Below are 26,960 nucleotides of genomic sequence, written 5' to 3'. Positions count from 1 at the left end.
GCCGCGGGGCCTTGTGGGCGTGGCATCGCCCCGCGAGGCCCCGGGTCAGGCCCGGGGCGGGTCGTCCGGGCGGCGGGGGAGCGCGGCCTCGCCCCGGCCCTGAGCCGGGGCCCCGATCGGCAGCGCGTGACAATGCCATGAGGGGCGCAGGCCGGCACGACCCGCTCGCGCCCCGACACGACCCTCACCCCCATCCGCCGCCGCGATTGTAACCGTCACGAAATCGCGTTTGACCCCCCGGCAGGCCGCGGCGCAAATGGCGCCATCATGCAGCCTCAACCCCGCCTCCTCTCGCCCGTCCTGATCGCCGGCTCGATCATCATCCTGACCGGGTTCGCGATCCGCGCCAGCTTCGGCGTGTTCCAGATCCCCATCGCCGAGGAGTTCGGCTGGCCGCGGGCGGAGTTCAGCCTCGCCATCGCGATCCAGAACCTCGCCTGGGGAATCGGGCAGCCGATCTTCGCGGCCATCGCCGAGCGGATCGGCGACCGCAAGGCGATCATCCTCGGCGCGATCACCTACGCCGTCGGCCTCGTCCTGTCGGCCGGTGCGACGACGCCGCTCGGCGCGCAGATGACCGAGATCCTCGTCGGCTTCGGCGTCGCGGGGACCGGCTTCGGCGTCATCCTCGCCGTCGTCGGCCGCGCGTCGTCGGACGACAACCGCTCCATGAGCCTCGCCATCGCGACCGCCGCCGGCTCCGCCGGGCAGGTCGTCGGAGCGCCGCTGGCGGAGTGGATGCTGGGCTTCCTGGCGTGGCAGTCGGTGTTCCTCGTCTTCGCGGCCGCCATCCTCGCCGTTCTCGCCGTCCTGCCGATGATGCGGGCGCCGGTCGTGCCGAAGGCGGAGCTGGAGGAGTCCATGGGCCGGATCCTCGGCCGCGCCTTCCGCGACCCGTCCTACACGCTGATCTTCCTCGGCTTCTTCTCCTGCGGCTACCAGTTGGCCTTCGTGACCGCGCACTTCCCGGCGCTGGTGACGCAGATGTGCGACCCGATCCTGCCGGGCACGACGCTCTACAATCTCGGCATCACCTCGACCTCGGCTCTCGGGGCCATCGCGATCTCGCTCATCGGCCTCTGCAACATCGCCGGCACGCTGGCCGCGGGATGGGCGGGCAAGCGGTATCCCAAGAAGTACCTGCTGGCCGGCATCTACACCGGCCGGACCCTCGTCGCCGCCTGGTTCATCCTGACGCCGATCACTCCGGCAACCGTCCTGATCTTCTCGGTCGTCATGGGATCGCTCTGGCTTGCCACCGTGCCGCTGACTTCGGGCCTCGTCGCGCACCTCTACGGGCTGCGCTACATGGGCACGCTCTACGGGATCGTGTTCTTCAGCCACCAACTGGGCAGCTTCCTCGGCGTGTGGCTGGGCGGGCGGTTCTACGACGCCTTCGGCAACTACACCGCGGTCTGGTGGGTGGGCGTCGCGGTGGGGGCGTTCTCGGCGATCGTGCACCTGCCGATCCGCGAGTCGCGGACCCCGGGCGGCATGACGCCGCGGCCGGCCTAAGTCTGTACCGACGCCTACACTACGGACGCCCGGGTGCTTGGCCTCGGTCCTAGCCGGGAGGTCGGTGACCCTGCTGGGGAGGCGGTTCAGGGGCGTTCGGCGGGCATTCGATCCACCGGATCGAATGCTGGTCCGCCTCACCCCTGAACGCGCCTCATCGATCGTTCTGACGATTCGGGTTCGGAGGGTGATCGCTCCACTGGGGCGATCGCTGATCCTCCTCACCGTCAAGGATACCCGGCTGCGCCGGCGCCTGCGGCGTCCTTGACCCTCCGCCGAATCGCGGGCGCCCTCACGGCTCCTGCAGGATGCCGCTGAGGAGGGCGAGCACCTCGTCGCTGTGCGTGTACGGCAGGCCGTGGCCGGCGCCCGCGACCACCTCCTGCTTGGCGGCCCGGTTCCACTCCGCCAGCCGGCCGAGGCCGGAGAGCGGGATCACCTCGTCCTGCGCCGCCCAGATCGCGACGAGCGGCACGCCGTCCTTCGCCAGCTTGCGATGCTCCGCCTCGCGGGGGCCGGACAGGATGCCCCGGCGCGAGGCGAGGATGGACGGGAAGAACCCGCGGCGGCGGGTCTGCGCCGCCATGACCGCCGGCAGGTCCGGCACGGCGGGCGTCCGCCCCACATGCCGCAGCTCGGCCCGGAAGCGCGCCGGCTCGGTCGCGAGGTAGTACCAGTCGCCGATCCCGCGCCAGCGCACGGCGAAGCTGGAATTGATCCGCGGCGTGACGATCCCGGCAGGGGCGAGCAGGATCACCCGCTTGATCCGCTCGGGATGCGCCGCGGCGTAGGCGACGGCGACCGACGCGCCCATCGAGTAGCCGATCAGCGTCACGTCCTCGACCAGCCCCTCGGCGCCCAGGAGATCGTGCAGGTGGCGCACGTAATGGTCCGCGTCCTGCGGCTCTGCCGGGTTGTCCGAGGCGCCGCGGCCGAGATGATCGTAGGTCAGCGTCCGGTAGCCCAGCCGCCCGAGGCCGGCCGCGAGCGCGCCCCACACCGGCGACGGCGTCGTCAGGCCGTGGATCGCCACCACCCGGGCGCCGCGCGAGGGACCGTGCCATTCCCGGTAGGTGTCGCCCTGGGGCAGATCCAGGATCTCGCCGCCGCGGGGCGCGTCGGGCGGGCCCCGCCGGCTCTCCAGCCAGAACGGCAGCGCCGCGATCCCGGCGACGACGAGCGCGGCGATCAGCCACCAGATCATCGCGCGCCGCCCCGGACGGAGAGGATGTAGCGCGCCGTCATCAGGTCGAGGTGGGCGCCGCCGCCGTTCTTGAAGAGCGTGATCTCGTCGTCCGAGGTGCGCGCCATCGCCTCCCCTTGGGTGAAGTCGGCGAGGATGTCCGCCTCGTCGAACGCACCCGCCGCGATCGGGATCGCGAACTCGCCGATGTGATGCACCGTCGTCGCCCGCGCGTCGCAGAACACCCGCGCGCGGGCGAGCGCGGCATCGTCCGCCTCGCGCATGTCGGGGCGGTAGGCGCCGATCAGGTCGATGTGCTGGCCCGGGCGCAGCCAGTCGCCGCGGATCAGCGGCTCGGTCGTCATGGTGGCGGAGGTGACGATGTCCGCCTGCCCCACCGCCGCCTCGAGGTCGGGGGCCGCCTCGGTCGCGTCGAACTCGGCGGCAAAGGCGCGTGCGCCCTCGGGCGTGCGGTTCCAGACGAGGAAGCGGGCGCCCGGAAAGGCCGCGCCGTAGGCGGCGCGCAGCGAGCGGCCGACCGTGCCGGCGCCGACGATGAGGATCGTCCGCGAGTCCGGCCGCGCCAGCCGGCGGGCGCCGAGGAGACTGTCGCCGGCCGTCTTCCACTTCGTCACCAGGTGGAAGTCGATCACCGCCTCCAGCCCGCCATCCTCGTCCGAGAACAGCGTCACCGCGCCCCCGACCGCCGGCTTGCCGTGAGCGCTGTTGCCGGGAAAGATCGTCGCGCTCTTCACCAGGACGCCCATCCCGTCGATCCACGCCGCCCGGTTCAGGAGCGTGTCGCCGCCCCGCCGCAGGAAGATGTCTTCGACCTCGGGCTTCGGGCGCCGGTGCCCCTCGGCCAGCGCGTCGGTGAGGGCCAGCCAGTCGAGACCCTCTTCCTCGAAGCCGATGATGACCGGGCCGCTCATGCCGTCCGCTCCAGCAGGCCCTCGTCGGCGAGGCGCGCCGCCAACCCATCCGGCCCGTCGAACTGGTGGACGTTCCACCCGCGCGAGGCCGCGGCCTCCACGTTCTCCGCCCGGTCGTCGATGAACAGGAGCTGGGGACCGCCGAGCCCCGTCGCCTCCTCGACCGCCGCGTAGATGGCCGGGTCCGGCTTCACGATGCGCATCTCGCCCGAGACGAAGGCGGTGTCGAACTCACCGAGGAAGGGGTAGGCCTGTACGGCCATCGCGAAGGTCTCGACCCCGATGTTGGACAGGGCGAAGAGGCCCACCTCGCCCTTCGCGCGCAGCCCCTCCAGCAGCTCCACCGTGCCGGCGATCACCGGCGAGGCCATCTCGCCCCAGCTGCGGTGCCAGTGGCCGATCTCGTCCGCCCAGTCCGGATGCCGGGCGGCCCAGTCCGTCACCGTCGCCTCGAACGGCGCGCCGGCGTCGATGTCGTTGTTCATGGAATGCAGGTCCACCTCGGCGAACAGCCGCGTCCGCCGCTCCGGCCCGACGACGCGGTCGTACAACCGCTCGGGGTTCCACTCGATGAGGACGTTTCCGATGTCGAACACGACCCCGCGCACACCGTCGGGCCCTGGGCCTGCCATGCGCTCCGCTCCCTTGTTCCTGCCTCGCCGGGCACCTTAGCCCCGCCCCCGCGGCGGGGCCAAGGGGGTCAGCGCCGGGTGCGCGGCGCGTCCGGCAGCGCGGGACGCCGCGCGCGCGCCTCGCGCCAGATCATGAACAGGCCGGAGCCCAGGATCAGCGCGATCCCGGCGAGCGCGGTCCCGTCCGGCCATTCGGCGAAGAAGGCGATCCCCCAGATCATGGCGAGCGGCATCGCCAGATACTCGAACGGGGCGACCAGCGCCGCCTCGCCGAGACGGTAGGCCTGGCCGATGAAGTAGCCGCCCGTGGCCGAAGCGAGGCCGATCAGCGCCAGCACGGGCCAGTCGGCCGCGGCGGGCCAGACCCAGCCCCGCAGCAGGAACGCGATGGACGGATCGCCCGACCCGGCGAAGGCGCCGTGCCCGAGGGACAGGCCGATCACGCCCGAGACCACGATGAACACCGTCTGGATCGACACCGCCATCGCCGCCGCGCTTTCGGTCGCGCCGATCCGGCGGGTCAGCATGTGCAGGCTGGCATAGCCGAAGGCGGCGAGGATCGGCAGCAGGGCCGCGGGGCGGAAGGCCTCGGTCCCCGGCCTCAGAACGATCACCACGCCGACGAGGCCGAGGGCGATGGCGGCCCAGCGCCACGGCCCCACCGTCTCGCGCAGGAAGATCACCGAGAAGACCGCGATCACCAGCGGCGAGACGAAGAACAGCGCCACCCCCTCGGCCAGCGGCAGCGCCGCGAGGCCGAGGAAGAAACAGGTGTTGGCGAAGACGACGCAGAGGCCGCGGGCGAGGTGCATGAACGGCCGGTTCGGCCGCAGCGCGGCGAGGCCCAAGGTCGGCACGAGGACGGCGAGAAGCGCCGCCAGACCGATGGTCGAGCGGATCAGCACCACCTGATGCAGCGCGTAGTCGCCGCTCATCATCTTGATGCAGAGATCGTTGATCGAGAAGGCGGTGACGGCAAGCGCCGCCGACAGGGGGCCCAGCAGCGCGGGCCGCATCAGCCCGCGTCCAAAGCGGCGGCGCGGATCGCCCGCTCCAGCCCGTCGCGGAACCGCGCGCGGTCCGCCTTGCCGAACGGCCGGCCGCCGCCCTGCCGGAACGGATCGGCCGCCCGCAGGTCCGCGGCGAGGTCGCGGGCGGCGAGCGCGCCGCCGACGTTGGCGGTCGTCAGCGCCTCGCCGTTCGGCTTGATGACACGGGCCCCCGCCGCGACGCACTTCGCGGCGAGCGGGATGTCGTTCGTCACCACCACGTCGCCGGGACCCGCCTGGTCCGCGATGTGCTTGTCGGCCTCGTCCGGTCCCTCGGCGACGTAGACCATCTCGACCAGCGGGTTGGAGGACGGGCGGATGCCGCCGTTCGACACCATCCGGACCGGCGCGCGGTGGCGGGTGGCGACGGCCTCGATCTCGGCCTTCACCGGGCAGGCGTCGGCGTCGACCCAGATCACGCCCACAGCGCCTCGGCGTGGAAGTCCACGTGGTCGCCCATGAAAGTCGACACGAAGAAGTAGCTGTGGTCGTAGCCCTTCTGGAGCCGCAGCGTCGCCTCGGCCCGCCGCTCGGCCACCGCGCCCGCGAACGCCGCGGTGCCGAGCTTGTCGCCGAACTGGTCGGCGGTCCCGGTGTCGATCATCAGCGGCGCGTCCAGCCCCCGCTCGGCCATCAGGAGAGTCGCGTCGTGGACCCGCCCCGCCTCGACCGAGCCGAGGTAGCCCTCGAACTGCCGCTGGCCCCAGTCGCTCTCCAACGGGTTGCAGATCGGCGCGAAGGCCGAGACCGACCGGAACCGCCCGGGGTGCCGCATCGCCAGCGTCAGCGCCCCGTGACCGCCCATCGAGTGGCCGGTGATCGCCTGCTGCTCCTCGGCCAGCGGGACCTCACCGAACAGCAGCTTCGGCAGCTCCTCCGTCACGTACCGCTCCATCCGGAAGTGCGGCGCCCACGGCTCTTTCGTGGCGTCCAGGTAGAAGCCGGCCCCCTGCCCCATGTCGAACGCCTCGTCGTCCGCGACCCCCTCGCCCCGGGGCGAGGTGTCGGGAAAGACCAGCGCGATCCCGTGCAGCGCCGCGTGCGCCTGCGCGCCGGCCTTCACCATCGCGTTCTCGTGGGTGCAGGTCAGGCCCGACAGGAACCACAGGACCGGCACCGGCCCCTGCGCCGCCTCTTCGGGCAGGAACAGGCCGAACGTCATCTCGCAGCCCGTGGCCTGGCTGTCGTGGGCATAGACGCCCTGCGTCCCGCCGAAGCACCGGTTTTCCGAGATCGTGCGCATGGGGTTGTCCTTTCAGTAGAGCGCCGCGACGCGGGCGATCGCGAAGCTGACCGTCAGCACGCTCGCGGCGGTGGAGATGAGGATCGCCGCCGACACCCGCTGCGGGGCGACGCCGTAGTGCGCGGCGAGGATGTAGACGTTGCCCGCCACAGGCAATGCGGCGGCCGCGATCATGACCGCCGCGCCGTAGGAGTCCACGTCGAAGACGTAGAGCGCCATGACCGCCACGGCGGCGGGATGCAGGAGCAGCTTGGCCAGCGACAGCCAGCCGGCGACGGCCACCCGTTCGGCCGACTTGGTGGCGAGAGAGGCGCCGATGGCGAAGAGCGCGCCGGGCGTCGCCGCCGCGCCGAGCGTCACGAGGAGCGAGTTGAGGGGATCGGGCAGCGGCACCCCGCTCGCCGACCAGCACAGGCCGAAGACGATCGAGACGATCATCGGGTTCTTCAGCAGGCCCGTGCCGACGGTGCCGAGGATCGCCGGCGACAGCCGCCCGTCGCGCGAGCCGGTGATGACGATCACGATGAGCGAGCCGAAGACGATGAGGTCCACCGCGAGGACCATCATGTTCCAGCGCACCGCCTCGTCCCCCATCAGCATGGCGAGGAGCGGCAGGCCCAGGAAGCCGACATTGCCGATCGCCCCGCACTGCGCCTCCACCGCCGCCTCGGCGGCGCCGCGCCGGCGGGCCAGCGCCACCAGCGTGACGAGGGCGTAGACCGCCGCCGTGCCGCAGAGGTAGGCGAGCAGGAACTGCGGATCGAGAAGCTCGCCGAAGGAGAGGTTCGCCGAGAAGCGCAGCAGCATCGCGGACAGCGCGAAGTAGAACACGAACTTCGTCAGCGCTGCGGTTGCCTCCGGCGGGAAGAACGCCGCCCGCCCCGCTCCGTAGCCGAGGCCGATGATCGCGAAGAACGGCAGCGTCTGGAGGAGGATCGGCCACATCGCTCCGGGGCTTAGCATCCGGGCGGGGGAAGGCAAGCGGGTGGGGGCGCGGCTGCGGCGGGAGCGCCTCAGGCGAGCGGAGCCCCCGGCCCGCGACGGGGGCGGGTGCGCTCGGACGAGCGGGGCCCCGGCGCAGGGCCGGGGCGGGTCTACAGTGGGGCGGGCCGCGGTTCTCCCCCGCCTGCACGTCCCGGGCCTGACCCGGGACCTCGCGCGACGGGGCGCGACATCGCGGCGGAAACCTTGCTCCCCTCGGGAGGCCCTACCCGAACACCGTCATGATCTCCTCCAGCGGCTTCTTCCGCTTGGCCACCTCCGGCACCGTGGCGTCCGCCGCGGGATACCCTACCGGCAGGATCATCACCGCCTTCTCGCTCGCCGGGCGGCCGCACATGGCGGGAAGGAACTTCATCGGATTCGGCGTGTGCTCGAGGCACACCAGCCCGGCATGGTGGATCGCGGCGATCAGCAGGCCGGTCGCGATGCCGACGCTCTCGGGGACGTAGTAGTTCTTGTAGCGCGTGCCGTCCTCGGTCTCGCCCCAGCGCTGGGCGAAGACGACGATGAGCCAGGGCGCGTCGGTCAGGTGCGGCTTGGCCACGCCGGTGCCGATCGGCTCCAGCGCGGCGAGCCATTCGTCGCCGGCGCCGCCCGAGTAGAACGCTCTCTCCTCCTCCTCCGCCGCCTCGCGGATGCGGGCCTTCATCGCCCCGTCCGCGATGGCGGCGAAGTGCCAGGGCTGGTGGTTCGCGCCCGAGGGCGCAGTGCCGGCCGCGGCGATGCAGGTGCGGATGACCGCCTCGGGCACGGGATCGGCGGCATAGTGCCGGACCGAATGGCGCTTGCGCATGTAGTCACGGAAGCGCTCGGCCGCGGCGAGCGACTCCTGCGGCGGCATCTGCACCCGGTCGGGGAGCGGGAGGGGACGGTAGGCGACCTCGCCCTTTCGGTACATGCGGAACCTCGTCGGCACGGTGGGTTTCACCCACCCTACAGCGAACGGCGGCGCCGTGCAGGGTGGGTGAAACCCACCGCCCCGGCGTCACCCTGCCCGCCGCCCTACCCCGACCCGATCAGCGCCCCCGCGGCGAAGACGAGCGCCCCGCCCAGCACCACCTGGAACGTCGCGCGAAGGAAGGGCGTGTCCATGTAGCGGTTCTGTATCCACGCAATCGCCCACAGCTCCACGAACACGACGACCATCGCCGTCACCGTCGCCGTCCAGAAATGCGGGATCAGGTACGGCAGCGCGTGCCCCAGCCCGCCAACCGTGGTCATCACGCCCGACGCCACGCCCCGCTTCCAGGGCGAGCCCCGGCCCGAGATCTGGCCGTCGTCCGACGCCGCCTCGGTGAAGCCCATCGAGATTCCGGCGCCGATGCTGGCGGCGAGGCCGACCAGGAAGGTCGTCCAGGTGTCCTGCGTCGCGAAGGCGGTGGCGAAGATCGGCGCCAGCGTCGAGACCGAGCCGTCCATCAGCCCCGCCAGCCCCGGCTGGACCCAGGTCAGCACGAACTGACGATGATCCGCGTCCGCCTCGGCCGTCCGGGCATCCTCACCCAGATGCGTCGCCTCCAGGTCGCCCGCCGCCCGCTCGTGCCCCGCCTCGGCCGCGGCGAGGTCGCCCAGCAGCCTGCGGGTGCCGGCGTCCTGCGTCCTGGCGGCGGCGGCGAGGTAGAAGCGGTGGGCGTCCCGCTCCATCCGGGTCGCCTCGCCGCGGATCGTCTCGATCCCGAGGTTCTCAACCAGCCAGATCGGGCGGCGGGCGTAGTAGCCCGAGACGTGCTCGCGCCGGATCAGCGGGATCGTGTCGCCGAAGCGGCGGCCGAACTCGTCGATGAGACGGCGGCGGTGGCCGTCCTCTTCCGTCGCCATCCCCTCGAACACCGACGCCGAGGCCGGGAACCGGGTCCGCAGCATGTCGGCGTAGCTGCGATAGATCCGGGCGTCGTCCTCTTCGGACGAGATGGCCAGCGCGAGAATCTCGCGCTCGGACAGGTCCTTGAAGCGGCGGCGGCTGGTGAAGGCGGGGATCATCTGCAGGCTCTTTTCTGGAATGGTTCTAAGCTATCCGAGCCTCGCGCCGCCGCAAGCCGCCGCCTCGGGCGGGATTCAAAAAATTTCGGCGCCGGCCGGAACCCGACGTCGCCGCACGAGTTACGACCATGCACGCAGTTGTTCCCGTGTTGTGCGGTCCGTGTCCTGTCCCTCCCCAACCCCAGGGACCCGGACCAGTCCAAGGAGCCGTGACGGTCGTTCCCCCGTCACGGCTCCAACCTTTTCCGAGGCATCGTTTTCTTCAAAATTATCCATGTCTTGCCGCTGCATCGCCCGGCGGTCTACCGTTTGCGGTCAGGAGCGTGGGAGGTGTTCGGGTGCCGGACGGATCGTCGGGAGAGGTCAGACGAGGCCGCAAGTTCGACCAGGTGCTCGCCGGCGCGCGGGAAGTCTTCCTGTCGGACGGGTTCGAGGGCGCCAGCGTCGACGACATCGCCCGCGCCGCGAATGTCTCTAAGGCCACGCTCTACAGCTACTTCCCCGACAAGCGGCTCCTGTTCTCCGAAGTCGCGCAGGCCGAGTGCCAGCGCCAGACCGAGGTCGCGCTGGCCGAGATCGACCGGGCGCGGCCGGTGCGTGACGTCCTGACCGACATCGCGACCCGCGTCATCGCCTTCCTCACTTCCCAGTTCGGGCAGCGCATCTTCCGCATGTGCGTCGCCGAGAGCGAGCGCTTCCCGTCGTTGGGGCGTGCGTTCTACGAGACGGGCCCGGCCCGCGTGCGACGGCTGCTGGTCGATTATTTCCGCGAGGCCGCCGGCCGGGGCGAGCTGAGGATCGACGATTTCGACCTCGCCGCAGACCAGTTCCACGAACTGTGCAAGGCGGACATCTTCGTGAAGCTGGTCTTCAACCTGCAGCGCGACTTCTCGCCGGCGCAGAAGGCGCGCGTGATCGACGGCGCGGTCGAGACCTTCCTCGCCCGCTACGGCGCCTGAGCGTCAGTCGATCCGCCGCACCAGCAACTGGTTCCCCGGCCCCCGCCGCGTCTCGAAGATCTTGAGATCCGCGACCAGGTCCGACAGCTTCTTGCGGCCGTAAGTGCGGGTGTCGAAGTCGGGATTGGCCGTGGCCATGTACTGGCCGAGCGCGCCGAGCGTGAACCACTCGTCGTCCTGCTCGATCCCGTCCATCGCCCGCAGGATCAGGTCCCGCGCCTCGGTCAGCGGCGGGGCGTCGGCCTTGACGGCGGGGCGTTCGCCCGCCTCCTTCGGCTCCGGCTGGGCGCCGAGATTCTCGAGGAAGATGAACCTTTTGCAGGCCTTCCTGAAGGCGTCCGGCGTCTTCTTCTGGCCGATGCCGTAGACGTCCAGCCCCTGCTCGCGGATACGGCTCGCCAGGCGGGTGAAATCGCTGTCGGACGAGACCAGCACGAACCCGGTGAAGCGCCCGGTATGCATCAGATCCATCGCGTCGATGACGAGGGAGATGTCGGACGAGTTCTTGCCGACCGTGTTCGCGGGCGAGTGCAGCGGAACGAGTCCGTGCTCGGCCTGGACGCGGTTCCAGCCCGCCATCTGCTGGCTGGAGAAGTCGCCGTAGCAGCGCCGCACGGACGCCTCGCCGAAGCTGGCGATCTCGTCGAAGATCGCGTGGGCGTGCTTGGGAGAGGTGTTGTCGGCGTCGATCAGGACGGCGAGGAGGGGTCTGTCTGCCATGGGCGCCTCTTATGCCTGCGCGGGGCGGATGGAAAGCGGACTCAGGCCGGCAACGCCCCCGCCCGTTCCAGCGCGGCGCGGATGTCGGCCACCGCCTCCGCCGCCAGCGGCCTTTGCGGCGGCACCGGATCGCCCATGTCGAACTCCTGCAGGCGCAGCCCGGCCTTGACCGCCGCGGCGAGGTTGTAGCGGGCGAACACCTGGTTCACCGCCCAGAGGTCGCGCTGCAGGACCATCGCGGCCTCCCACTCCCCCGCGCGGCACAGCTCGTACAGCCGGACCGACTGCTCCGGCACCAGGCAGGACGGCCCGGCCAGCCAGCCGCGGCCGCCGATCAGCATGACGGCGGTCGTGATGTGGGACGACGCGGCGAAGACGCCGATCCGGTCGCCGGAGCGCTGCAGCACCGACAGCAACCGCCCGGTATTGGTCGAGGCGTCCTTGAGGAACCGTACGTTCGGATGGTCCGCCAGCCGGTCGATGGCGTCGAGGGTGAGGTCGGAACGCTGGAAGTTGGGATTGGTGTAGAGCGTGACCGGCAGGTCGCTCGCGTCGGCGATGGCGGTGAAGTACTCCACCACCCCCGCCTCGGGGATCGGGAAGTAGGCCTCGAGGATCGCGAGGATGCCGTCGGCGCCGAGCTCCGCCCATCGCCGCGCCTGCCGGACCGCGTCCGCCGTCGCTGTGGCGGCGACGCCGGCGATCACCGGCACCCGCCCCGCCGCCGCCTCGACCGTCGCCCGCACCGTCGCCTCGCGCTGGGCGAAGTCCAGGTAGGCGAACTCGCCGGTGGAGCCGAGGGGCGTCAGGCCGTGGACGCCCGATGCGATCAGGTGCTCGCACAGCCGCGCCAGAGCGGCGCTGTCGACCTTCCCGTCCGCACCGAGCGGCGTCGGCAGGTACGGCACGACGCCGCGGAGGGCTGCGGCGTCCATCAGTAGACGACGACCGAGCGGATGCTCTCGCCCGCATGCATGAGGTCGAAGCCCTTGTTGATGTCGTCGAGACCCATCGTGTGCGTGATCATCGGGTCGATCTCGATCTTGCCGTCCATGTACCAGTCGACGATTCGCGGCACGTCCGTCCGGCCCCGCGCCCCGCCGAAGGCGGTGCCGCGCCAGACCCGGCCGGTGACCAGCTGGAACGGCCGGGTCGAGATCTCGGCGCCCGCCGGGGCGACCCCGATGATGACGCTCTCGCCCCAGCCCTTGTGAGCGGATTCAAGGGCCTGCCGCATGACCTTGACGTTGCCGGTCGCGTCGAACGTGTAGTCCGCGCCACCCTTCGTCAGGTTGACGAGGTAGGGGACGAGGTCGCCCTCGACCTCGGACGGGTTCACGAAGTCGGTCATCCCGAACCGCTCGGCCATCGGCTTCTTGTCGGGGTTGAGATCGACGCCGACGATCTGGTCCGCGCCGGCCAGCCGCAGGCCCTGGATCACGTTCAGCCCGATCCCGCCGAGGCCGAAGACGATCGCCCGGCTGCCGATCTCGACCTTGGCGGTGTTGATGACGGCGCCGATGCCGGTCGTGACGCCGCAGCCGATGTAGCAGATCTTGTCGAACGGCGCGTCGGGCCGCACCTTCGCCAGAGCGATCTCGGGCAGCACCGTGTGGTTGCTGAAGGTCGAGCAGCCCATGTAGTGCAGGATCGGATCGCCATCGAGCGTCGAGAACCGGCTGGTCCCGTCCGGCATCAGCCCCTGGCCCTGCGTCGTGCGGATCGACTGGCAGAGGTTGGTCTTGGGGTTGAGGCAGTATTCGCACTCGCGGCATTCGGGTGTGTAGAGCGGGATGACGTGGTCCCCCGGCTTCAGCGAGGTCACGCCCTCGCCCACCTCCATCACCACGCCCGCGCCCTCGTGACCGAGGATCGCGGGGAACAGCCCCTCGGGGTCGGCCCCGGAGAGGGTGAACTCGTCGGTGTGGCAGATGCCGGTGGCCTTGACCTCGATCAGGACCTCGCCGGCGCGCGGGCCGTCGAGGTTGACCTCCATGATCTCGAGCGGCTTGCCGGCTGCGGTGGCGACGGCGGCACGGGTGCGCATGGGCGGTTCTCCTCGGGGTCAGTGTCGCCGCCGACCGTCCCGGATCGGCGGGGGGATTTCAACCACTTGTCGCCGCCCGGGACCGCGCCAGATGATGCGGCATGATGAGACTCGCCCCCCTCCCCCTGATCGCCCTTCTCGCCGCCTGCGAGATGGTCCCCCCGCCCCCGCAGGACGTGCCGCCCGAGCCGTCGGACGCCTGCGGCGCGAGCGGCTACCAATGGCTCGTCGGCCAGTCGCTGGCCGCGGTCACCCTGCCCGCCGACCTGAACGCCCGCGTGCTGGAACCCGACGACGTCGTGACGATGGAATACGTGGCGACGCGCCTGAACATCTATCTCGGACAGGACGGACTGGTGGACCGGGTCACCTGCGGCTGAGGGACTTGCGCCGGCGGCCCGGAGGCGATGGTATCGCGGGCATGACCCGCGCCGCCGCCTTCACCCTCCTCTGCCTCGTCGCCGCCTGCGGCCCCGCGGGGATGACCGCCGCGCCCCCGCCCCCGGCCGGACCCGCCGTTCCGGCGGCGGCCGACGATACCTGCGGCGCTGCGGGCCGTGGCGCGCTGATCGGCCGGGACGTCACGGCGCTGGAGCGGGTGCTGATCCTCGGCCCCGTGCGGCTGATCCGTCCGGGCGACGCGATCACCGAGGACTTCCGGCCCGCGCGGATCAACTTCGAGATCGACGGCGCCGAGCGCATCGCGCGGATCAGGTGCGGCTGAGGGGATTTCGGACCAGGTCCCCGGCGCCCCGCTTGGGTGGGGGCTGAAAACACGGACCGCCGGGGGCCTGGCCGATGAGTTCGTTATCCCCTGCCAATGCGGCCGGCGTTCGGACATCCCGTGGCCGGGCCGGCACCATTTCGCGGCGACTTGATGGCGCCTTGAAATGCAGGAAAATTCGCGCAAATCTTGTCCCATGACCGTGCTCACGCCCGCCGCGTTCCCCGGCCGTCATCCCGAACAGGTGGCCTTTCACCGGACCGAGCTGATGCCGATCCTCTCGCTCTACGGGCGCATGGTCGCGGCCGGCGAGTGGCGGGACTACGGGATATCGTGCCTGCGCGACGTAGCGGTCTTCTCGGTCTTCCGCCGGACGGCCGAGACGCCCCTCTACCGGATCGAGAAGCGCCCCGCCCTGCGGATGCGGCAGGGGCAGTACGCGCTGTTCGGGGCCGAGGGACAGGTGCTGAAGCGCGGCCACGACCTCGCCAGCGTCCTCAGCGTGCTGGAGCGCAAGCTGATCCGCGCGGTGGACTGACGGTCAGCCGGCGACCCGCCGCCGCGCCGTCACGCCGCCGTCGCCCTGCGCCTCGATCCGGGCGCAGGCCTCGGCGAACCCCTCGACCGACACCGCCATCGCGCGCGCGTTCGCGTGGACCATCGTCTCCGCGTCGCGCATCATCGCCACGTGCCCGCGCCAGAAGACCAGGTCGCCCCGCCGCAGCGGCGCGTCCGGCGGGATGTCCTGCCCGATCGCCTCCTGCAGGTCGGAATCGCCGGGGCAGTCGATCCCGCAGGCGTGCAACGCCGCCTGCACCATGCCGGAGCAGTCGATGCCGAAGCCGGAATTGCCGCCCCACAGGTACGGCGTTCCGATCAGCCGCTCTGCCACCGCGGCCGGGTCGCTCTCGGGCGCGTCCAGCGGGCGCAGGTGCGCTATGGGGACGTAGAAGGTCGAGGTCGTCTTGCACTCGTGCTCGTCCTCGCGGAGCCGGGACACTTCGGTCCAGCGGCCGTCCTCGAAGGTCGGTCCGGCCGCGAGGCGGGTGCCGTGCGAGACATACAGCGGCTCGTCCCCCGCCTTCAGCTCGGGCCGGCCGTAGAGGTAGGTGCGCGGCGCCGCCACGACGTGCGTGAACGCGTCCGCGGGCTCCGCCAGATCGCTCCCCGCGGCCCAGCCGAGGTAGCCGTCCCGCTCGGCGTAGCCGAACAGCCAGCGCCGCTCGGACCCGGTGCCGAAGTCCGGTCCCTCCACCTCCTCCAGCACCACGAAACCGGCGTGCAGCAGGATCTGCCGCTGCCGCGTGCCGCCCTCGTGGCGCGGCCGGTCGAGGAGGTCGACGACCGTCCGCCGGGCCTGCAGCAGGCGCCCGGCCTCGCGGTCGTCCCCGACGGTGCGACGGCCGGCATAGCGCTCGGACGGGCGGCTCACAGCTTCACGATCTCGGGCAGCGCGGCGAGAAGGGCGCGCGCCCCCTGCCCGGCCCCGCCCTTCGGCCGGCCCGGCGCGGCGGCCGGGACCCAGCCGTAGATGTCGAAATGCACGTAGCGTTGTGCCTCGGCGAAGCGGCGCAGGAACAGCGCGGCGGTGATCGCCCCCGCCATCCCGCCCGACGGCGCGTTGTCCAGATCGGCGATGACCGGTTCGATCATCTTCTCGTAGGGCGCGTGGAACGGCATCCGCCAGACCGGATCCGCGACCTGCGACCCGGCGCGAGACAAGGCCGCCGCCGTCGCCTCGTCGTCGGTGAAGAACGGCGCGAGGTCGGGGCCGACGGCGACCCGGGCCGCGCCGGTCAGCGTCGCCATCGAGACGAGGAGGTCGGGATCCTCCTCGGACGCCAGCGCCAGCGCGTCGGCCAGCACCAGCCGCCCCTCGGCATCGGTGTTGTTCACCTCCACCGTCAGGCCCTTGCGGCTGGTCAGCACGTCCTGCGGGCGGAAGCTCTCGCCCGCGATCGCGTTCTCGACCGCCGGGATCAGCACCCGCAGGCGCATCGGCAGGCCGAGCGTCATGATCATCCGCGCCAGCCCCAGCACGGTCGCGGCGCCGCCCATGTCCTTCTTCATCAGGCCCATAGACGCGGCGGGCTTGATGTCGAGGCCGCCGGTGTCGAAGCAGACGCCCTTGCCGACCAGCGTGATCTTGCGGCCCCAGGCGCCCCAGCGCAGGTCGATCAGACGCGGCGCCCGCGCGGGCGTCGCGGCGCGGCCGACCGCGTGGATCATCGGGAAGTTCTGCGCCAGCAGCTCGTCCCCCGCGATCACCTCGACCTTGGCGCCCATCTCCTTCGCGAGATCCCGCGCCGCCGCCTCCAGCTCCGCGGGTCCCATGTCGGCGGCGGGCGTGTTGATGAGGTCGCGGGTCAGGCATTCGCCGGCGGCGATCGCCTCGATCCGGCCGGCATCGACGCCTTCGGGCGCCAGCAGGCGCGCGCCGGGGGCCTTGCCGGCCTTGTAGCGGGTGTATCGGTAGCTCTCGAGCAGCCAGCCCAGCGCCGCCTCGGCGAGGTGGTCCTGTCCCAGACCGCCCCCCGACAGCTTGTAGGTCCCCGCCGGCAGGGATGAGGCGCCGCGCCCCACCAGGAACCGGTGCCGCGCGGCGCCGGCGGCGTCGCCGAGGCCGACGAGGGCCAGGCCCACCCGCCCCTCGGGATCGGGCACCGCGAGGCACTCGCCCGGACCGGCCGCGAAGCCGCTCGCCTCGGTCCAGGTGCGGGCGGGACCGGACAGCTGGTCGAGGCGTTGCTTCAGCCCCTCCTTGCTGACCGCGAAGAGCGGGATGACGCGATCGCTGCCGTCCTTGGCGAAGGTGGGAAACATCGGGCCTCGCAGGGTTGGCCTGGGCCGGGGGCGACAGGCATCTTCACCATCCGCCGAACGGGGCCGGCGGGCACGCGCGGCCAGACTACCGCCGGCCCCGCCACCCGCAAGCCCGGCCGCCGGGTCAGCGTAAAGGCTCCGTTTCAGGCTTCGATGGCCGTCTCCACCGCCCCGACCCCATCGATCTCCACCCGGCAGACGTCGCCGCGCTTCAGCGCGCCGACGCCGGCCGGCGTGCCGGTCATGATCAGGTCGCCCGGCTGCAGCTCCACCAGCCGCGACAGGTGGGCGAGGATACCGGGGACGGGCCAGATCATCTCGGCGATGTCCGCCTCCTGCCGGACGGCGCCGTTCACCGTCAGGCGCAGCATGCCCGTCGCCGGGTGCCCGATCTCCTCGGCCGGGACCAGCGCGCCCACGGGCGCCGAGAGGTCGAACCCCTTGGCGAGGGCCCAGGGCCGGCGCAGCGCCTTGGCCTCGGACTGCAGGTCGCGGCGGGTGAGGTCGTTGCCGGCGGCGTAGCCCCAGACGTGGGACAGCGCGTCCGCCTCGTCGATGTCGCGCCCGGCGCGGCCGATCGCCACCACCAGCTCGCCCTCGTAGTGCAGGTCCGCGGTCGCGGGCGGATACGGCACCGTCGCGCCGTCCTCGACCAGCGCGTCGGCGGGCTTGGCGAAGAAGAAGGGCGGCTCGCGCTCGGGGTCGTGGCCCATCTCGCGGGCATGCTCGGCGTAGTTGCGGCCGACGCACCAGATGCGGCGGACGGCGAAGCGCTCGTCCCGGCCCGCAACGGCGAGAGAGGGGACGGGCGGCGGGGGCAGGACGAAGGACATCAGTTCACCGGGGTCTTGAGCGGAGCGCCCGCGTGGAACGCCGCGAGGTTGTCGCGCTGCAGCCGGCCCATCGCCGCCCGCGTCGCATGGGTCGCCGAGCCGACATGCGGCGCCAGCACGACGTTCGCCAGCGCGAAGAAGCGCGGATCGACGTCCGGCTCGTTCAGGAACACGTCGAGGCCGGCGCCCGCCAGCCGCCCGTCCTCCAGCCGGTCCAGCATCGCGCCCTCGTCGATCGTCGTCCCGCGCGAGATGTTCACCACCACCCCCTCGGACCCCAGCGCGTCCAGCACCTCGGCCGAGACGTAGCCTTCCGTCTCCGGCCCGCCGACGAGCGAGACGACGAGCGACTCGACCGCCCCCGCCAGCGAGACCGGGTCGGCGTGGTAGGTCCAGCCGGGCGTCTCCTTCTCGGAGCGGGAATGGTAGTGGACCTCCATCTTCAGCGCCGCCAGCCGGTCCGCGATCTCGCGCCCGATCCGGCCCAGCCCGACGATCCCCACCGTCGTGCCCGCGATGGTCCGCTGCAGCGGCTGCATCCCCCTCTGCGGCCAATCGCCCGAGCGGACCCAGGAGTCCGCCTCGATCAGCCCGCGCCGCTGCGCGAGGAGGAGCATGACCGCGACGTCGGCCACGTCGTCGTTCAGGACGTCGGGCGTGTTCGTCACCGTCACGCCCCGCTCGGTCGCTGCGGCCACGTCGATGCTGTCGTAGCCGACGCCGAAGTTGGCGATGAGTTTCAGGTTCGGCAGCGCGTCCATCTCGGCCGCGGTGAAGGGCTCGTGGCCCTTGTAGGCGACGGCGCGCACCGCCTCGCGCACGTCCGCCGGCAGGTCCGGCGCCTCGGTGATCTCGGCCACGCGGGGGCCGGGGAAGTCCCGCTCCATCGCGTCCTTGTCGGGGCCGTCGTAGCTGCCGACGACGAGGGTCTCGCTCATGTCCGTCTCCTTCAGAGGCTCGCCGTGATGCCGCCGTCCACGTACAGGACGTGCCCGTTGACGAAGCTGGCCGCGTCCGAGCACAGGAACACGGCGGCGCCCGCCAGCTCCTCCACCCGGCCCCAGCGGCCCGCCGGGGTGCGTTTCGTCAGCCAGGCGCTGAACTCCGGGTCGGCGACGAGCGCGGCGTTCAACGGAGTGTCGAAATAGCCCGGCGCGATGGCGTTGCAATTGAGGCCGTGACGCGCCCAGTCGGTCGCCATCCCCTTCGTCAGGTTCGCCACCGCGCCCTTGGTCGCCGTGTAGGGCGCGATCCCGGGCCGGGCGAGCGCGGCCTGCACCGAGGCGATGTTGACGATCCGCCCCTGCCCGCGCGGGATCATGTGGCGCGCCACCGCCTGCGCGACGTCGAAGACGGCGGTCACGTTGACGGCGAACAGGCGCTCGAACTCCTCGGGAGGGAACTCGTCCAGCGGGGCGCGGTGCTGGATGCCGGCGTTGTTGATCAGGATGTCGATCGGTCCGGTCTCCACCTCGAACCCGTCGATGGCGGCGCGCACCGCCGCCCGGTCGGTGACGTCGAAGGCCAGCGTCCGGACGTCGGCGCCGGTCGCCCGCATCTCCTCCGCCGCCGCCTCCAGCGGCCCCTCCCGGCGGGCGTTCAGCACGACCCGCGCGCCCGCCGCCGCCAGCCCCTCGGCCAGCGCGCGGCCGATGCCCATCGAGGCGCCGGTGACGAGCGCGGTGCGCCCGGTCAGGTCGAAAAGCCGCATGTCCGTCCCCTGCCCCCGCCGGTTGCCCGGCCCGCCCGACACGCTATAGCAACCGCTGGGGAGGGCAATCCGATGACAGACCCACGCTCCACGCTCGCGATCCTCGACCCGGCCACCGGGGCGGAGGAGGTCGTGCTGCAGACCGACCGGCTGATCGAGGCGCCGAACTGGACACCCGACGGCGCGGCATTGATCGTCAACGGGGACGGCCTGATCTGGCGGGTCCCGCTGGCGGAGCCGCGGCTGGTGCCGGTCGACACCGCCTTCGCCGACCGGTGCAACAACGACCACGGCCTGTCCCCGGACGGCCGCACGCTAGTCATCTCGCACCATACGGGCGGCAAGAGCTGCATCTACACGCTGCCGGTCGAGGGCGGCACGCCGGTCCGCGTCACGGCGAACATGCCGAGCTGGTGGCACGGCTGGTCGCCCGACGGGGCGCGGCTCGCCTACACCGCGGTCCGGGACGAGGAGTTCGGCATCTGGACCTGCCCCGTGTCCGGCGGCGACGAGACGCGCGTGATTTCGGGCCCGCACCATTACGACGGGCCGGACTACACGCCGGACGGGGACTGGATCTGGTTCAATTCGACCCGCGGCGGGACGATGGACCTGTGGCGTGTCCGACCCGATGGCTCGGATGCCGAGCAGATGACGCACGACGGTTCCGACAACTGGTTCCCCCACCCCTCGCCCGCCGGCGGGGAGATCCTCTACCTCGCCTACGAGGGTGGCACCGAGGGCCATCCGCGCGACAGGGAGGTCGAGCTGCGGATGCTGGACCCCAGGACGGGCGGGACCCGCACGATCCTCTCTTTCTTCGGCGGGCAGGGGTCGATCAACGTGCCCTGCTGGCATCCGGACGGGCGCCGCTTCGCCTTCGTCCGCTACGGGCGCCCCTGACATGCGGGGGCGGAACCGATGAGCGCGGAGCGCGACCGGTTCGACGCTGTGATCGTCGGCGCCGGAGTGAACGGCGCCGGCCTGTTCCGCGACCTCTGCGCCCAAGGCCTGCGGTGCCTCATCGTCGAGAAGGCGGATTTCGGCGCCGGCACCAGTTCGGCGCCCTCGCGGATGATCCACGGCGGGCTGAAGTACCTCGAGACCGGCGAGTTCGGCCTGGTCGCGCAATCGACGCTGGAGCGGAACCTGCTTCTCCGGAACGCGCCGCACACGGTCACGCCGCTGCAGACGGTGATCCCGATCTTCTCGTGGACCAAGGGTGTGGGCGCGGCTCTCAAGACGCTCTTCGGCGCGAAGGGCGCGGCCCGCAGCCGCGGCGCGCTGCTGATCGAGGCGGGACTGACGATCTACGACCTGCTCGGCCTGCGCGCCCGGGTGATGCCCCGCCACCGCCTGCGCGGCAGGGCGCGGAGCCTGCGGACCCTGCCCAGCCTGACCGACCGCATCGTCGCCTCCGCCGCCTACTGGGACGCCCGCGTCCGTGCGCCCGAGCGGATGGTGTGGGAGCTGGTGGCCGACGGCCTCTCCCTCTCGCCGTCGTCCGAGGCGCTGACGCGGACCTCCGTCGCCGGGATCGAGGACGGCGCGCTGGTGCTGGAGGGCGAGGACGGGCGGCGCCTGGTGCGGACCTCCTTCGTCGCCAATGCCGCCGGCCCCTGGATCGACCGGGTCAACGCCGCGCTCGGCGCCCCGTCGAAGCTGATCGGCGGCACCAAGGGCTCGCACCTGCTTCTGGACATGCCCGACCTGGTGGCCGAACTGGACGGGCGGATGATCTACTTCGAGGCCGACGACGGGCGGATCCTCCTCGTCTATCCGCACCTGGGGCGCATCCTCGCCGGAACGACCGACATCCCAGCGGGCGACCCCGACGGCGTGCGCTGCGAGGAGGACGAGGTCGCGTACATCCTGACGCGGCTGAAGGCCCTGATGCCCGGCCGCGAGTTCGGGCGCGAGCGGATCGTCTACGCCTACAGCGGGATCCGGCCCCTGCCCGCCTCCGACGCGAAGGTGCCCGGCCTCATCAGCCGCGACCATTCCGCGCCGGTGGTGGAGCCGGCCGAGGGGCGGCCCTTCGCGATCGTCTCGCTGGTCGGCGGCAAGTGGACCACGTTCCGCGGCTTCGCCGAGGAGGTGGCGGATCTCGCCCTGAAGCGCCTCGGCAAGGTCCGGCGGCGGACGACGCGGGACCTGCCGGTCGGCGGCGGCCGGGATTTCCCCCGCGAGGCCGCGGCCCGCGCCCGGTGGATCGCGACCGCGGCGCGGACGAGCGGCCTGCCGGAGGCGCGGGTGGACGAGCTGCTGACGCGCTACGGCACGGTCGCCAAGGCGATCGCCCGCGAGGGCGCCTCGCCTTCGCTGCCCGACCGCATCGACCACAGCGAGGCCGAGATCGCCTGGATCGCGCGGCACGAGCACGTCCGCCACCTGTCCGACATCGTCCTGCGCCGCACCACGCTCGCCATGGGCGGCCCGCTCTCGCGCCGCGACCTTGTCCGCATGGCCGAGATCGCCGGCGGCGTCCTCGGCTGGGACGCGGACCGGCAGGCGGCGGAGGTGGCCGAGCTGGCCGAGCGGCTGGAAGGGCCGCAGCGGATGCCGCTGGGCAGGTAGCCGGTCCGGTCACGGACGGCGCGGCCTTGTCGGTATCGACAGGGAGAGGGCCTCGCGAGGTCCCGGGTCAGGCCCGGGACGGGTCTGCATCGACGGGCCGGATCAGCGCGGGAAGATCCGCCCTGCCGACCCCGCCCCGGCCGTGAGCCGGCGGAGGTGGCCGAGCTGGCCGAGCGGCTGGAAGGGCCGCAGCGGATGCCGCTGGGCAGGTAGTCGGTCCGGTCACGGACGGCGCGGCCTTGTCGGTATCGACAGGGAGAGGGCCGCGCGAGGTCCCGGGTCAGGCCCGGGACGGGTCTGCATCGACGGGCCGGATCAGCGCGGGAAGTTCCGCCCTGGCGACCCCGCCCCGGCCGTGAGCCGGGGCCCCGATCCATCCGGTGTCCGCCCTCGAAACAAGGTTGGCCCCCGCGCTAGCCCCGCTCCGCGGCGGCCTCCGGCTCTGCCTCCTCCTCCCGCCCGGCCCGCAGCGAGGACAGGAAGGACAGCCCGATCAGCCCGGCGCCGACCAGACCCGTGATGACCTCCGGGACGTGGACGATCGATTGCAGGTACATCACCACCGACAGGGCGAGGATCGAGTAGAACGCGCCGTGTTCGAGATAGCGGAACTTCATCAGCGTCCGCCGCTCCACCAGCATGATCGTCATGGCGCGGACGTAGAACGCGCCGATGCCGAGGCCTATGGCGATGAGGAACAGGTTCTGCGTCAGCGCGAACGCCCCGATGACGCCGTCGAAGCTGAACGAGGCGTCCAGCACCTCCAGGTAGAGAAACGCGCCGAAGCCACCCGCTGCCGCCCCCGCCACCGCCTGGTTCCGCCGGTCGAGGACGTGGCCCACCAGTTCCACCAGAAGGAACGTGCCGAGGCCCAGCGCCGCGGCGACCGCGAACTCCTCCCGCTCCACCGGCGGCAGCAGCACGGCAAAGACGGCCGCGGTGGCCACCACGATCGCGATCCCCGCCCAGCGGTGCCGGCCGAGTCCGTTCAGCCGCGCCTCGATGGAGCCGAGCCAGTGCACCTCCTTCTCGTCGTCGAGGAAGAAATCCAGCGCGACCAGCATCAGGAACGTCCCCCCGAAGGCGGCGATCGACAGGTGCGCGTCGTGCATGATGTGCGCGTATTCGTCCGGATCGGTGGCGGCGAGGACGACGGCCGCCCACGGCCCGATCTGCGCCGCGATGGCGACGACGGCGAGCGGGAACAGGATCCGCATCCCGAACACCGCGATGAGGATGCCCCAGGTCAGGAAGCGCCGCTGCCAGACCGGGGTCATCGACTTCAGCTTGTTGGCGTTGACGATGGCGTTGTCGAACGACAGCGAGATCTCGAGGACGGCGAGAACGCAGCCGATCATCAGGAACGACAGCGCGCCGGAAAGGTGTCCGCCCCCCTCCCAGCCGAGGGCGAAGGTGCCTGCGAGCCCGAGAACGGTGAAGACGATCGGCCAGAGGAAGTAGTGTCGGATGTCGCTCAAGATTCCTCCCCCGCCGGCACGGTCCGGCCTGCGGCAGATAGAGTGCGCCCCGATCTCCCGCAAGGCGGCGCCCTCGGGTCAGGCGGGTTCCGCGGCGGCGCGGACGACCTCGGCGATGCCGGCGAACTGCGCGGCGAGCGGGCTGGTGCGGCGCCAGACCATGCCGATCGTCCGCGCCGGCTCGGGCGACGGCAGGCGGGCGACGGCGACGCCGGGCCAGCGCGCCTCGACCGGGATCGCCATCTCGGGGATCAGCGTGACGCCCAGACCCGCGCCGACCATCTGCACCAGCGTCGACAGCGACGTGCCGTCCAGCCCGTCGCGCGGCGCCGACGCACCCGCCGCGCAGTAGGCGAGCGCCTGGTCGCGGAAGCAGTGCCCCTCCTCCAGCAGGAGCAGTTTCATCTGCGCCAGCGCCTCGCCCCCCGGCACCGGGGCGTCGGCCTCGGCCGCGGGGCGCACCAGCACGAACCGCTCGGTGAAGAGCGGGACCTCGGCGAGCGTCGGCTCGTCCACCGGCAGCGCGACGATCGCGGTGTCGATGCGGCCGTCGGCCAGCTCCTCGATCAGGCGCGGCGTCAGCGTCTCGCGCACGTGGACGTCGAGGCCGGCGTGGCTCTGCCGCAGGGCACCGATCAGCGCCGGCAGCAGATAGGGCGCGACGGTCGGGATCACGCCAACGTTCAGCCGCCCCTCCAGCCGTCCCCGCGTGGCGCGGGCGATGTCGCCCAGCTCGTCCACCGACCGCAGGATGTCCCGCACCCGCGGCGCCAGTTCGGCCCCGACGCGGGTCAGCCGCACCTGCCGCGCCCCGCGCTCGAACAGGGGCGTGCCGAACTGCTCTTCCAGCTCGCGGATCTGCATCGACAGGGCCGGCTGCGAGATCGCGCACAGCTCCGCCGCGCGGCCGAAATGGCCCTGCGCGGCGAGGGCGTCGAAATAGCGCAGCTGTTTGAGGGTGGGACTCGCCATAAGCAGGAATTATCGTCCCGATCAGGAGATGCAACTTAAACCTATCGGCGGGGCGGCCTAAGGTGGCGCCCGAGACGAATCCCGGGGCGCCCCGCCCCGCCCGACCAATTGCCAGGAGAACAGATCATGGACGGCAACGACGCCCCGAAGTGCCCGGTCATGCACCACAGCCACAAGGGCCGCAAGAACAGCGACTGGTGGCCCAACGCGCTGAACCTCAAGGTCCTGCACCAGCACTCGCCCATGGGCGATCCGATGGACGAGGACTTCGACTACGCCGAGGCGTTCAACGCCCTCGACTACGACGCGGTGAAGCGCGACCTGACCGCCCTGATGACCGACAGCCAGGACTGGTGGCCGGCGGACTGGGGGCACTACGGCCCCTTCATCATCCGCATGGCGTGGCACTCCGCCGGCACCTACCGCACCGGCGACGGCCGCGGCGGCTCGTCCTCCGGCTCGCAGCGCTTCGCGCCACTGAACTCCTGGCCGGACAACGCCAACCTCGACAAGGCCCGCCGCCTCCTCTGGCCGGTGAAGCAGAAGTACGGCCGCGCGCTCAGCTGGGCCGACCTGATGATCCTCGCCGGGAACGTCGCGCTGGAATCCATGGGCTTCAAGACGTTCGGCTTCGGCGGCGGCCGCGAGGACGTCTACGAGCCGATGGAGGACATCTACTGGGGCACCGAGGAGGAGTGGCTGGCGACGTCCGACAAGCCCAACTCCCGCTATGCCGAGGGCCGCGCGCTGGAGAACCCGCTCGCCGCCGTCCAGATGGGCCTGATCTACGTGAACCCCGAAGGCCCCGACGGCAAGCCCGACCCCCTCGCCGCCGCGTACGACATCCGCGAGACCTTCGGCCGGATGGGCATGAACGACGAGGAGACGGTGGCCCTGATCGCCGGCGGCCATACCTTCGGCAAGACCCACGGCGCGGGCAATCCCGAGGACATCTCGGGTGAGCCCGAGGGCGAGGACATCACCGAGCAGGGCTTCGGCTGGAAGCACAAGCACGGCCTGCACGGCAACGACACGTTCACCTCCGGGCTCGAGGTCATCTGGACCACCAAGCCGATTCAGTGGAGCCAGGAATACTTCCGCATCCTCTTCGAATACGACTGGGAGCTGACGAAGAGCCCGGCCGGCGCCCACCAGTGGAAGCCGAAGAACCCCGAGGCCGAGGGCACGGTGGAGGACCCGCACGAGCCGGGCAAGCGGCGCACGCCGAACATGCTGACCACCGACCTGTCGATGCGGTTCGACCCGGACTACGAGAAGATCTCGCGCCGCTTCCACGAGAACCCGGACCTCTTCGCCGACGCCTTCGCCCGCGCCTGGTTCAAGCTGACCCACCGCGACATGGGGCCCAAGGTCCGCTACCTCGGCCCCGAAGTGCCGTCCGAGGACCTGATCTGGCAGGACCCGGTGCCGGCGGTCGACCACCCGCTGGTCGACGACGCGGACGTGAAGGCGCTGAAGGAGAAGATCCTCGCCAGCGGCCTGACGGTGTCCGAGCTGGTCTCGACCGCCTGGGCCTCGGCCTCGACCTTCCGCGGCTCTGACAAGCGCGGCGGGGCCAACGGCGCCCGCGTCCGGCTCGCGCCGCAGAAGGACTGGGAGGTGAACGACCCGGCAACGCTGCAGAAGGTGCTGGGCGTGCTCGAGGGCATCAAGGCGGACTTCGACGCCACCGCGACCGGCGGCAAGCGGGTGTCGCTCGCCGACCTCATCGTCCTCGGCGGCACCGCCGCGGTCGAGAAGGCGGCCGCCGACGGCGGCACGCCGGTCGCGGTCCCCTTCGCGCCCGGCCGCACCGACGCCACGCAGGAGCAGACCGACGCCGAGAGCTTCGAGCCGCTGGAGCCGCGGGCCGACGGCTTCCGCAACTACCTGCACGCCGAGTTCACGGTGCCGGCCGAGCAGCTGCTGGTCGACCGGGCGCAGCTGCTGACGCTCAGCGCGCCGGAGATGACGGTGCTGGTCGGCGGTCTGCGGGTGCTTGGCGCCAACACCGGCGGGACCTCGCACGGGGTCTTCACGGACCGTCCCGGGACGCTGTCGGCGGACTTCTTCACCAACCTTCTCGCGATGGGAACGGCGTGGAAGAAGGACGAGGCGAACGAGCACGTCTACATCGGCACCGACCGCAAGACCGGCGAGCACAAGTGGACCGCAAGCCGGGTGGACCTGGTCTTCGGCTCCAACTCGCAGCTGCGGGCACTGGCCGAGGTCTACGCCGCCGCGGACGCCAAGGAGAAGTTCGCTCGGGACTTCGTCCGCGCCTGGACCAAGGTGATGAACGCCGACCGGTTCGACCTGACGGCGAAGACGGCGGCCTGAGGGGCGTCAGGAAAAGGAAGCGCCATTGGCGCTTCCCCCCGGTCGCAGGACCGGCGGAAGGCGCGGAGACGCGCCTTTCCTTTTTTGGGGGCTCTTGGCGCGACGGAGGGCAGGGTCTGGCCGCGGTCAGACGCGCTGACGACGCGGTAGGGGAGTTTCATCCCGCCTCCCCCGGACGACCTTCAGCGTCTCGCAGGGGGCGAGGAAGCGTGTGGCCGGGGGGCGGCCAGACGCTGCCGA

At 71.7% G+C, this 26,960-nt stretch carries 27 protein-coding genes; 8 read left to right on the top strand and 19 right to left on the bottom strand.

What is annotated here, in order from left to right; genetic code table 11:
- Window positions 1–267: 267 nt before the first annotated feature.
- Window positions 268–1,515 (top strand): MFS transporter, encoded by a 1,248-nt coding sequence (locus tag A37W_RS0100530; RefSeq protein ID WP_018301065.1) that lies wholly within the window; start codon window positions 268–270, stop codon window positions 1,513–1,515.
- Window positions 1,516–1,807: 292 nt separating this feature from the next.
- On the opposite strand, the gene A37W_RS0100525 is transcribed toward A37W_RS0100530, so the two are convergent.
- The 9 genes from A37W_RS0100525 to mbfA all read right to left on the bottom strand — a co-directional run bounded on the left by A37W_RS0100525 (window position 1,808) and on the right by mbfA (window position 9,536).
- Window positions 1,808–2,719 (bottom strand): alpha/beta fold hydrolase, encoded by a 912-nt coding sequence (locus A37W_RS0100525; protein WP_018301064.1) that lies wholly within the window; start codon window positions 2,717–2,719, stop codon window positions 1,808–1,810.
- A complete protein-coding gene (locus A37W_RS0100520) occupies window positions 2,716–3,630 on the bottom strand; it encodes an ornithine cyclodeaminase family protein (protein ID WP_018301063.1) in 915 nt (304 codons plus the stop codon). The genes A37W_RS0100525 and A37W_RS0100520 overlap by 4 nt, the downstream gene beginning before the upstream one ends.
- Window positions 3,627–4,262 (bottom strand): HAD-IA family hydrolase, encoded by a 636-nt coding sequence (locus A37W_RS0100515; RefSeq protein ID WP_040753183.1) that lies wholly within the window; start codon window positions 4,260–4,262, stop codon window positions 3,627–3,629. Before A37W_RS0100515 ends, A37W_RS0100520 begins: the two co-directional genes overlap by 4 nt.
- A 68-nt stretch (window positions 4,263–4,330) precedes the next feature.
- The gene (locus A37W_RS0100510) at window positions 4,331–5,278 is read right to left on the bottom strand and encodes a DMT family transporter (RefSeq protein WP_018301061.1); all 948 of its coding nucleotides are present in this window, start codon (window positions 5,276–5,278) and stop codon (window positions 4,331–4,333) included.
- On the bottom strand, window positions 5,278–5,730 hold the full coding sequence (locus A37W_RS0100505) for a YaiI/YqxD family protein (RefSeq protein ID WP_026198206.1): 453 nt from the start codon (window positions 5,728–5,730) through the stop codon (window positions 5,278–5,280). Before A37W_RS0100505 ends, A37W_RS0100510 begins: the two co-directional genes overlap by 1 nt.
- The gene (gene fghA / locus A37W_RS0100500; protein ID WP_018301059.1) at window positions 5,727–6,554 is read right to left on the bottom strand and encodes an S-formylglutathione hydrolase; all 828 of its coding nucleotides are present in this window, start codon (window positions 6,552–6,554) and stop codon (window positions 5,727–5,729) included. Before fghA ends, A37W_RS0100505 begins: the two co-directional genes overlap by 4 nt.
- Before the next feature lie 12 nt (window positions 6,555–6,566).
- The gene (locus A37W_RS0100495; RefSeq protein WP_018301058.1) at window positions 6,567–7,499 is read right to left on the bottom strand and encodes an AEC family transporter; all 933 of its coding nucleotides are present in this window, start codon (window positions 7,497–7,499) and stop codon (window positions 6,567–6,569) included.
- A 262-nt stretch (window positions 7,500–7,761) separates the two neighbouring features.
- On the bottom strand, window positions 7,762–8,454 hold the full coding sequence (locus A37W_RS0100490) for a nitroreductase family protein (RefSeq protein WP_018301057.1): 693 nt from the start codon (window positions 8,452–8,454) through the stop codon (window positions 7,762–7,764).
- Window positions 8,455–8,558: 104 nt separating this feature from the next.
- Complete coding sequence (gene mbfA, locus A37W_RS0100485; RefSeq protein ID WP_018301056.1) at window positions 8,559–9,536, bottom strand: iron exporter MbfA; 978 nt, start codon at window positions 9,534–9,536, stop codon at window positions 8,559–8,561.
- Window positions 9,537–9,874: 338 nt separating this feature from the next.
- On the opposite strand from mbfA, the gene A37W_RS0100480 reads away from it, so the two are divergent.
- Window positions 9,875–10,495: a TetR/AcrR family transcriptional regulator gene (locus tag A37W_RS0100480; protein WP_018301055.1), complete on the top strand. Its 621-nt coding sequence runs from the start codon at window positions 9,875–9,877 to the stop codon at window positions 10,493–10,495.
- 3 nt (window positions 10,496–10,498) lie between these two features.
- Here A37W_RS0100480 and A37W_RS0100475 read toward each other — a convergent pair whose 3' ends face one another.
- Genes A37W_RS0100475 through A37W_RS0100465 form a run of 3 tightly spaced genes read right to left on the bottom strand, consistent with a single transcriptional unit; the run spans window position 10,499 to window position 13,262 of the window.
- The gene (locus A37W_RS0100475) at window positions 10,499–11,215 is read right to left on the bottom strand and encodes an NYN domain-containing protein (protein ID WP_018301054.1); all 717 of its coding nucleotides are present in this window, start codon (window positions 11,213–11,215) and stop codon (window positions 10,499–10,501) included.
- 41 nt (window positions 11,216–11,256) lie between these two features.
- Window positions 11,257–12,150 (bottom strand): dihydrodipicolinate synthase family protein, encoded by an 894-nt coding sequence (locus tag A37W_RS0100470; protein WP_018301053.1) that lies wholly within the window; start codon window positions 12,148–12,150, stop codon window positions 11,257–11,259.
- Complete coding sequence (locus A37W_RS0100465) at window positions 12,150–13,262, bottom strand: S-(hydroxymethyl)glutathione dehydrogenase/class III alcohol dehydrogenase (protein WP_018301052.1); 1,113 nt, start codon at window positions 13,260–13,262, stop codon at window positions 12,150–12,152. The genes A37W_RS0100470 and A37W_RS0100465 overlap by 1 nt, the downstream gene beginning before the upstream one ends.
- 101 nt (window positions 13,263–13,363) lie before the next feature.
- Here A37W_RS0100465 and A37W_RS0100460 point away from each other — a divergent pair, with 101 nt between their 5' ends.
- The 3 genes from A37W_RS0100460 (at window position 13,364) to A37W_RS0100450 (ending at window position 14,524) form a co-directional block, all read left to right on the top strand.
- A complete protein-coding gene (locus tag A37W_RS0100460; RefSeq protein ID WP_018301051.1) occupies window positions 13,364–13,642 on the top strand; it encodes an I78 family peptidase inhibitor in 279 nt (92 codons plus the stop codon).
- A 41-nt stretch (window positions 13,643–13,683) separates the two neighbouring features.
- The gene (locus tag A37W_RS0100455; protein WP_018301050.1) at window positions 13,684–13,986 is read left to right on the top strand and encodes an I78 family peptidase inhibitor; all 303 of its coding nucleotides are present in this window, start codon (window positions 13,684–13,686) and stop codon (window positions 13,984–13,986) included.
- Between the two features lie 196 nt (window positions 13,987–14,182).
- Entirely contained in the window at window positions 14,183–14,524 is a 342-nt protein-coding gene (locus A37W_RS0100450; RefSeq protein ID WP_018301049.1) for a DUF2794 domain-containing protein, read from the top strand.
- A 3-nt stretch (window positions 14,525–14,527) separates the two neighbouring features.
- Here A37W_RS0100450 and A37W_RS0100445 read toward each other — a convergent pair whose 3' ends face one another.
- The 5 genes from A37W_RS0100445 to A37W_RS0100425 all read right to left on the bottom strand — a co-directional run bounded on the left by A37W_RS0100445 (window position 14,528) and on the right by A37W_RS0100425 (window position 19,353).
- Complete coding sequence (locus A37W_RS0100445) at window positions 14,528–15,418, bottom strand: C40 family peptidase (protein WP_018301048.1); 891 nt, start codon at window positions 15,416–15,418, stop codon at window positions 14,528–14,530.
- Entirely contained in the window at window positions 15,415–16,809 is a 1,395-nt protein-coding gene (locus A37W_RS0100440) for a leucyl aminopeptidase family protein (RefSeq protein ID WP_018301047.1), read from the bottom strand. Before A37W_RS0100440 ends, A37W_RS0100445 begins: the two co-directional genes overlap by 4 nt.
- Window positions 16,810–16,952: 143 nt before the next feature.
- Window positions 16,953–17,642 (bottom strand): fumarylacetoacetate hydrolase family protein, encoded by a 690-nt coding sequence (locus A37W_RS0100435; RefSeq protein ID WP_018301046.1) that lies wholly within the window; start codon window positions 17,640–17,642, stop codon window positions 16,953–16,955.
- Window positions 17,642–18,580: a 2-hydroxyacid dehydrogenase gene (locus A37W_RS0100430; protein ID WP_018301045.1), complete on the bottom strand. Its 939-nt coding sequence runs from the start codon at window positions 18,578–18,580 to the stop codon at window positions 17,642–17,644. The genes A37W_RS0100435 and A37W_RS0100430 overlap by 1 nt, the downstream gene beginning before the upstream one ends.
- 11 nt (window positions 18,581–18,591) lie before the next feature.
- A complete protein-coding gene (locus A37W_RS0100425; RefSeq protein ID WP_018301044.1) occupies window positions 18,592–19,353 on the bottom strand; it encodes an SDR family oxidoreductase in 762 nt (253 codons plus the stop codon).
- Between the two features lie 72 nt (window positions 19,354–19,425).
- On the opposite strand from A37W_RS0100425, the gene A37W_RS0100420 reads away from it, so the two are divergent.
- Window positions 19,426–20,256 carry a TolB family protein gene (locus tag A37W_RS0100420; RefSeq protein ID WP_018301043.1) on the top strand — a complete coding sequence of 277 codons (831 nt, stop codon included), beginning with the start codon at window positions 19,426–19,428 and terminating at the stop codon, window positions 20,254–20,256.
- Between the two features lie 18 nt (window positions 20,257–20,274).
- Window positions 20,275–21,930 (top strand): glycerol-3-phosphate dehydrogenase/oxidase, encoded by a 1,656-nt coding sequence (locus A37W_RS0100415; RefSeq protein WP_018301042.1) that lies wholly within the window; start codon window positions 20,275–20,277, stop codon window positions 21,928–21,930.
- Between the two features lie 413 nt (window positions 21,931–22,343).
- On the opposite strand, the gene A37W_RS0100410 is transcribed toward A37W_RS0100415, so the two are convergent.
- The gene (locus A37W_RS0100410) at window positions 22,344–23,408 is read right to left on the bottom strand and encodes a DUF475 domain-containing protein (protein ID WP_018301041.1); all 1,065 of its coding nucleotides are present in this window, start codon (window positions 23,406–23,408) and stop codon (window positions 22,344–22,346) included.
- Window positions 23,409–23,486: 78 nt separating this feature from the next.
- A complete protein-coding gene (locus tag A37W_RS0100405) occupies window positions 23,487–24,380 on the bottom strand; it encodes a hydrogen peroxide-inducible genes activator (protein ID WP_018301040.1) in 894 nt (297 codons plus the stop codon).
- Between the two features lie 126 nt (window positions 24,381–24,506).
- Here A37W_RS0100405 and katG point away from each other — a divergent pair, with 126 nt between their 5' ends.
- Window positions 24,507–26,720 (top strand): catalase/peroxidase HPI, encoded by a 2,214-nt coding sequence (gene katG / locus A37W_RS0100400; protein ID WP_018301039.1) that lies wholly within the window; start codon window positions 24,507–24,509, stop codon window positions 26,718–26,720.
- The last annotated feature ends 240 nt before the right edge of the window (window positions 26,721–26,960 follow it).

The sequence above is a fragment of the Wenxinia marina DSM 24838 genome, assembly GCF_000379485.1.
Taxonomy (GTDB): domain Bacteria; phylum Pseudomonadota; class Alphaproteobacteria; order Rhodobacterales; family Rhodobacteraceae; genus Wenxinia; species Wenxinia marina.
This window is presented reverse-complemented; position numbering and strand designations above follow the sequence as displayed.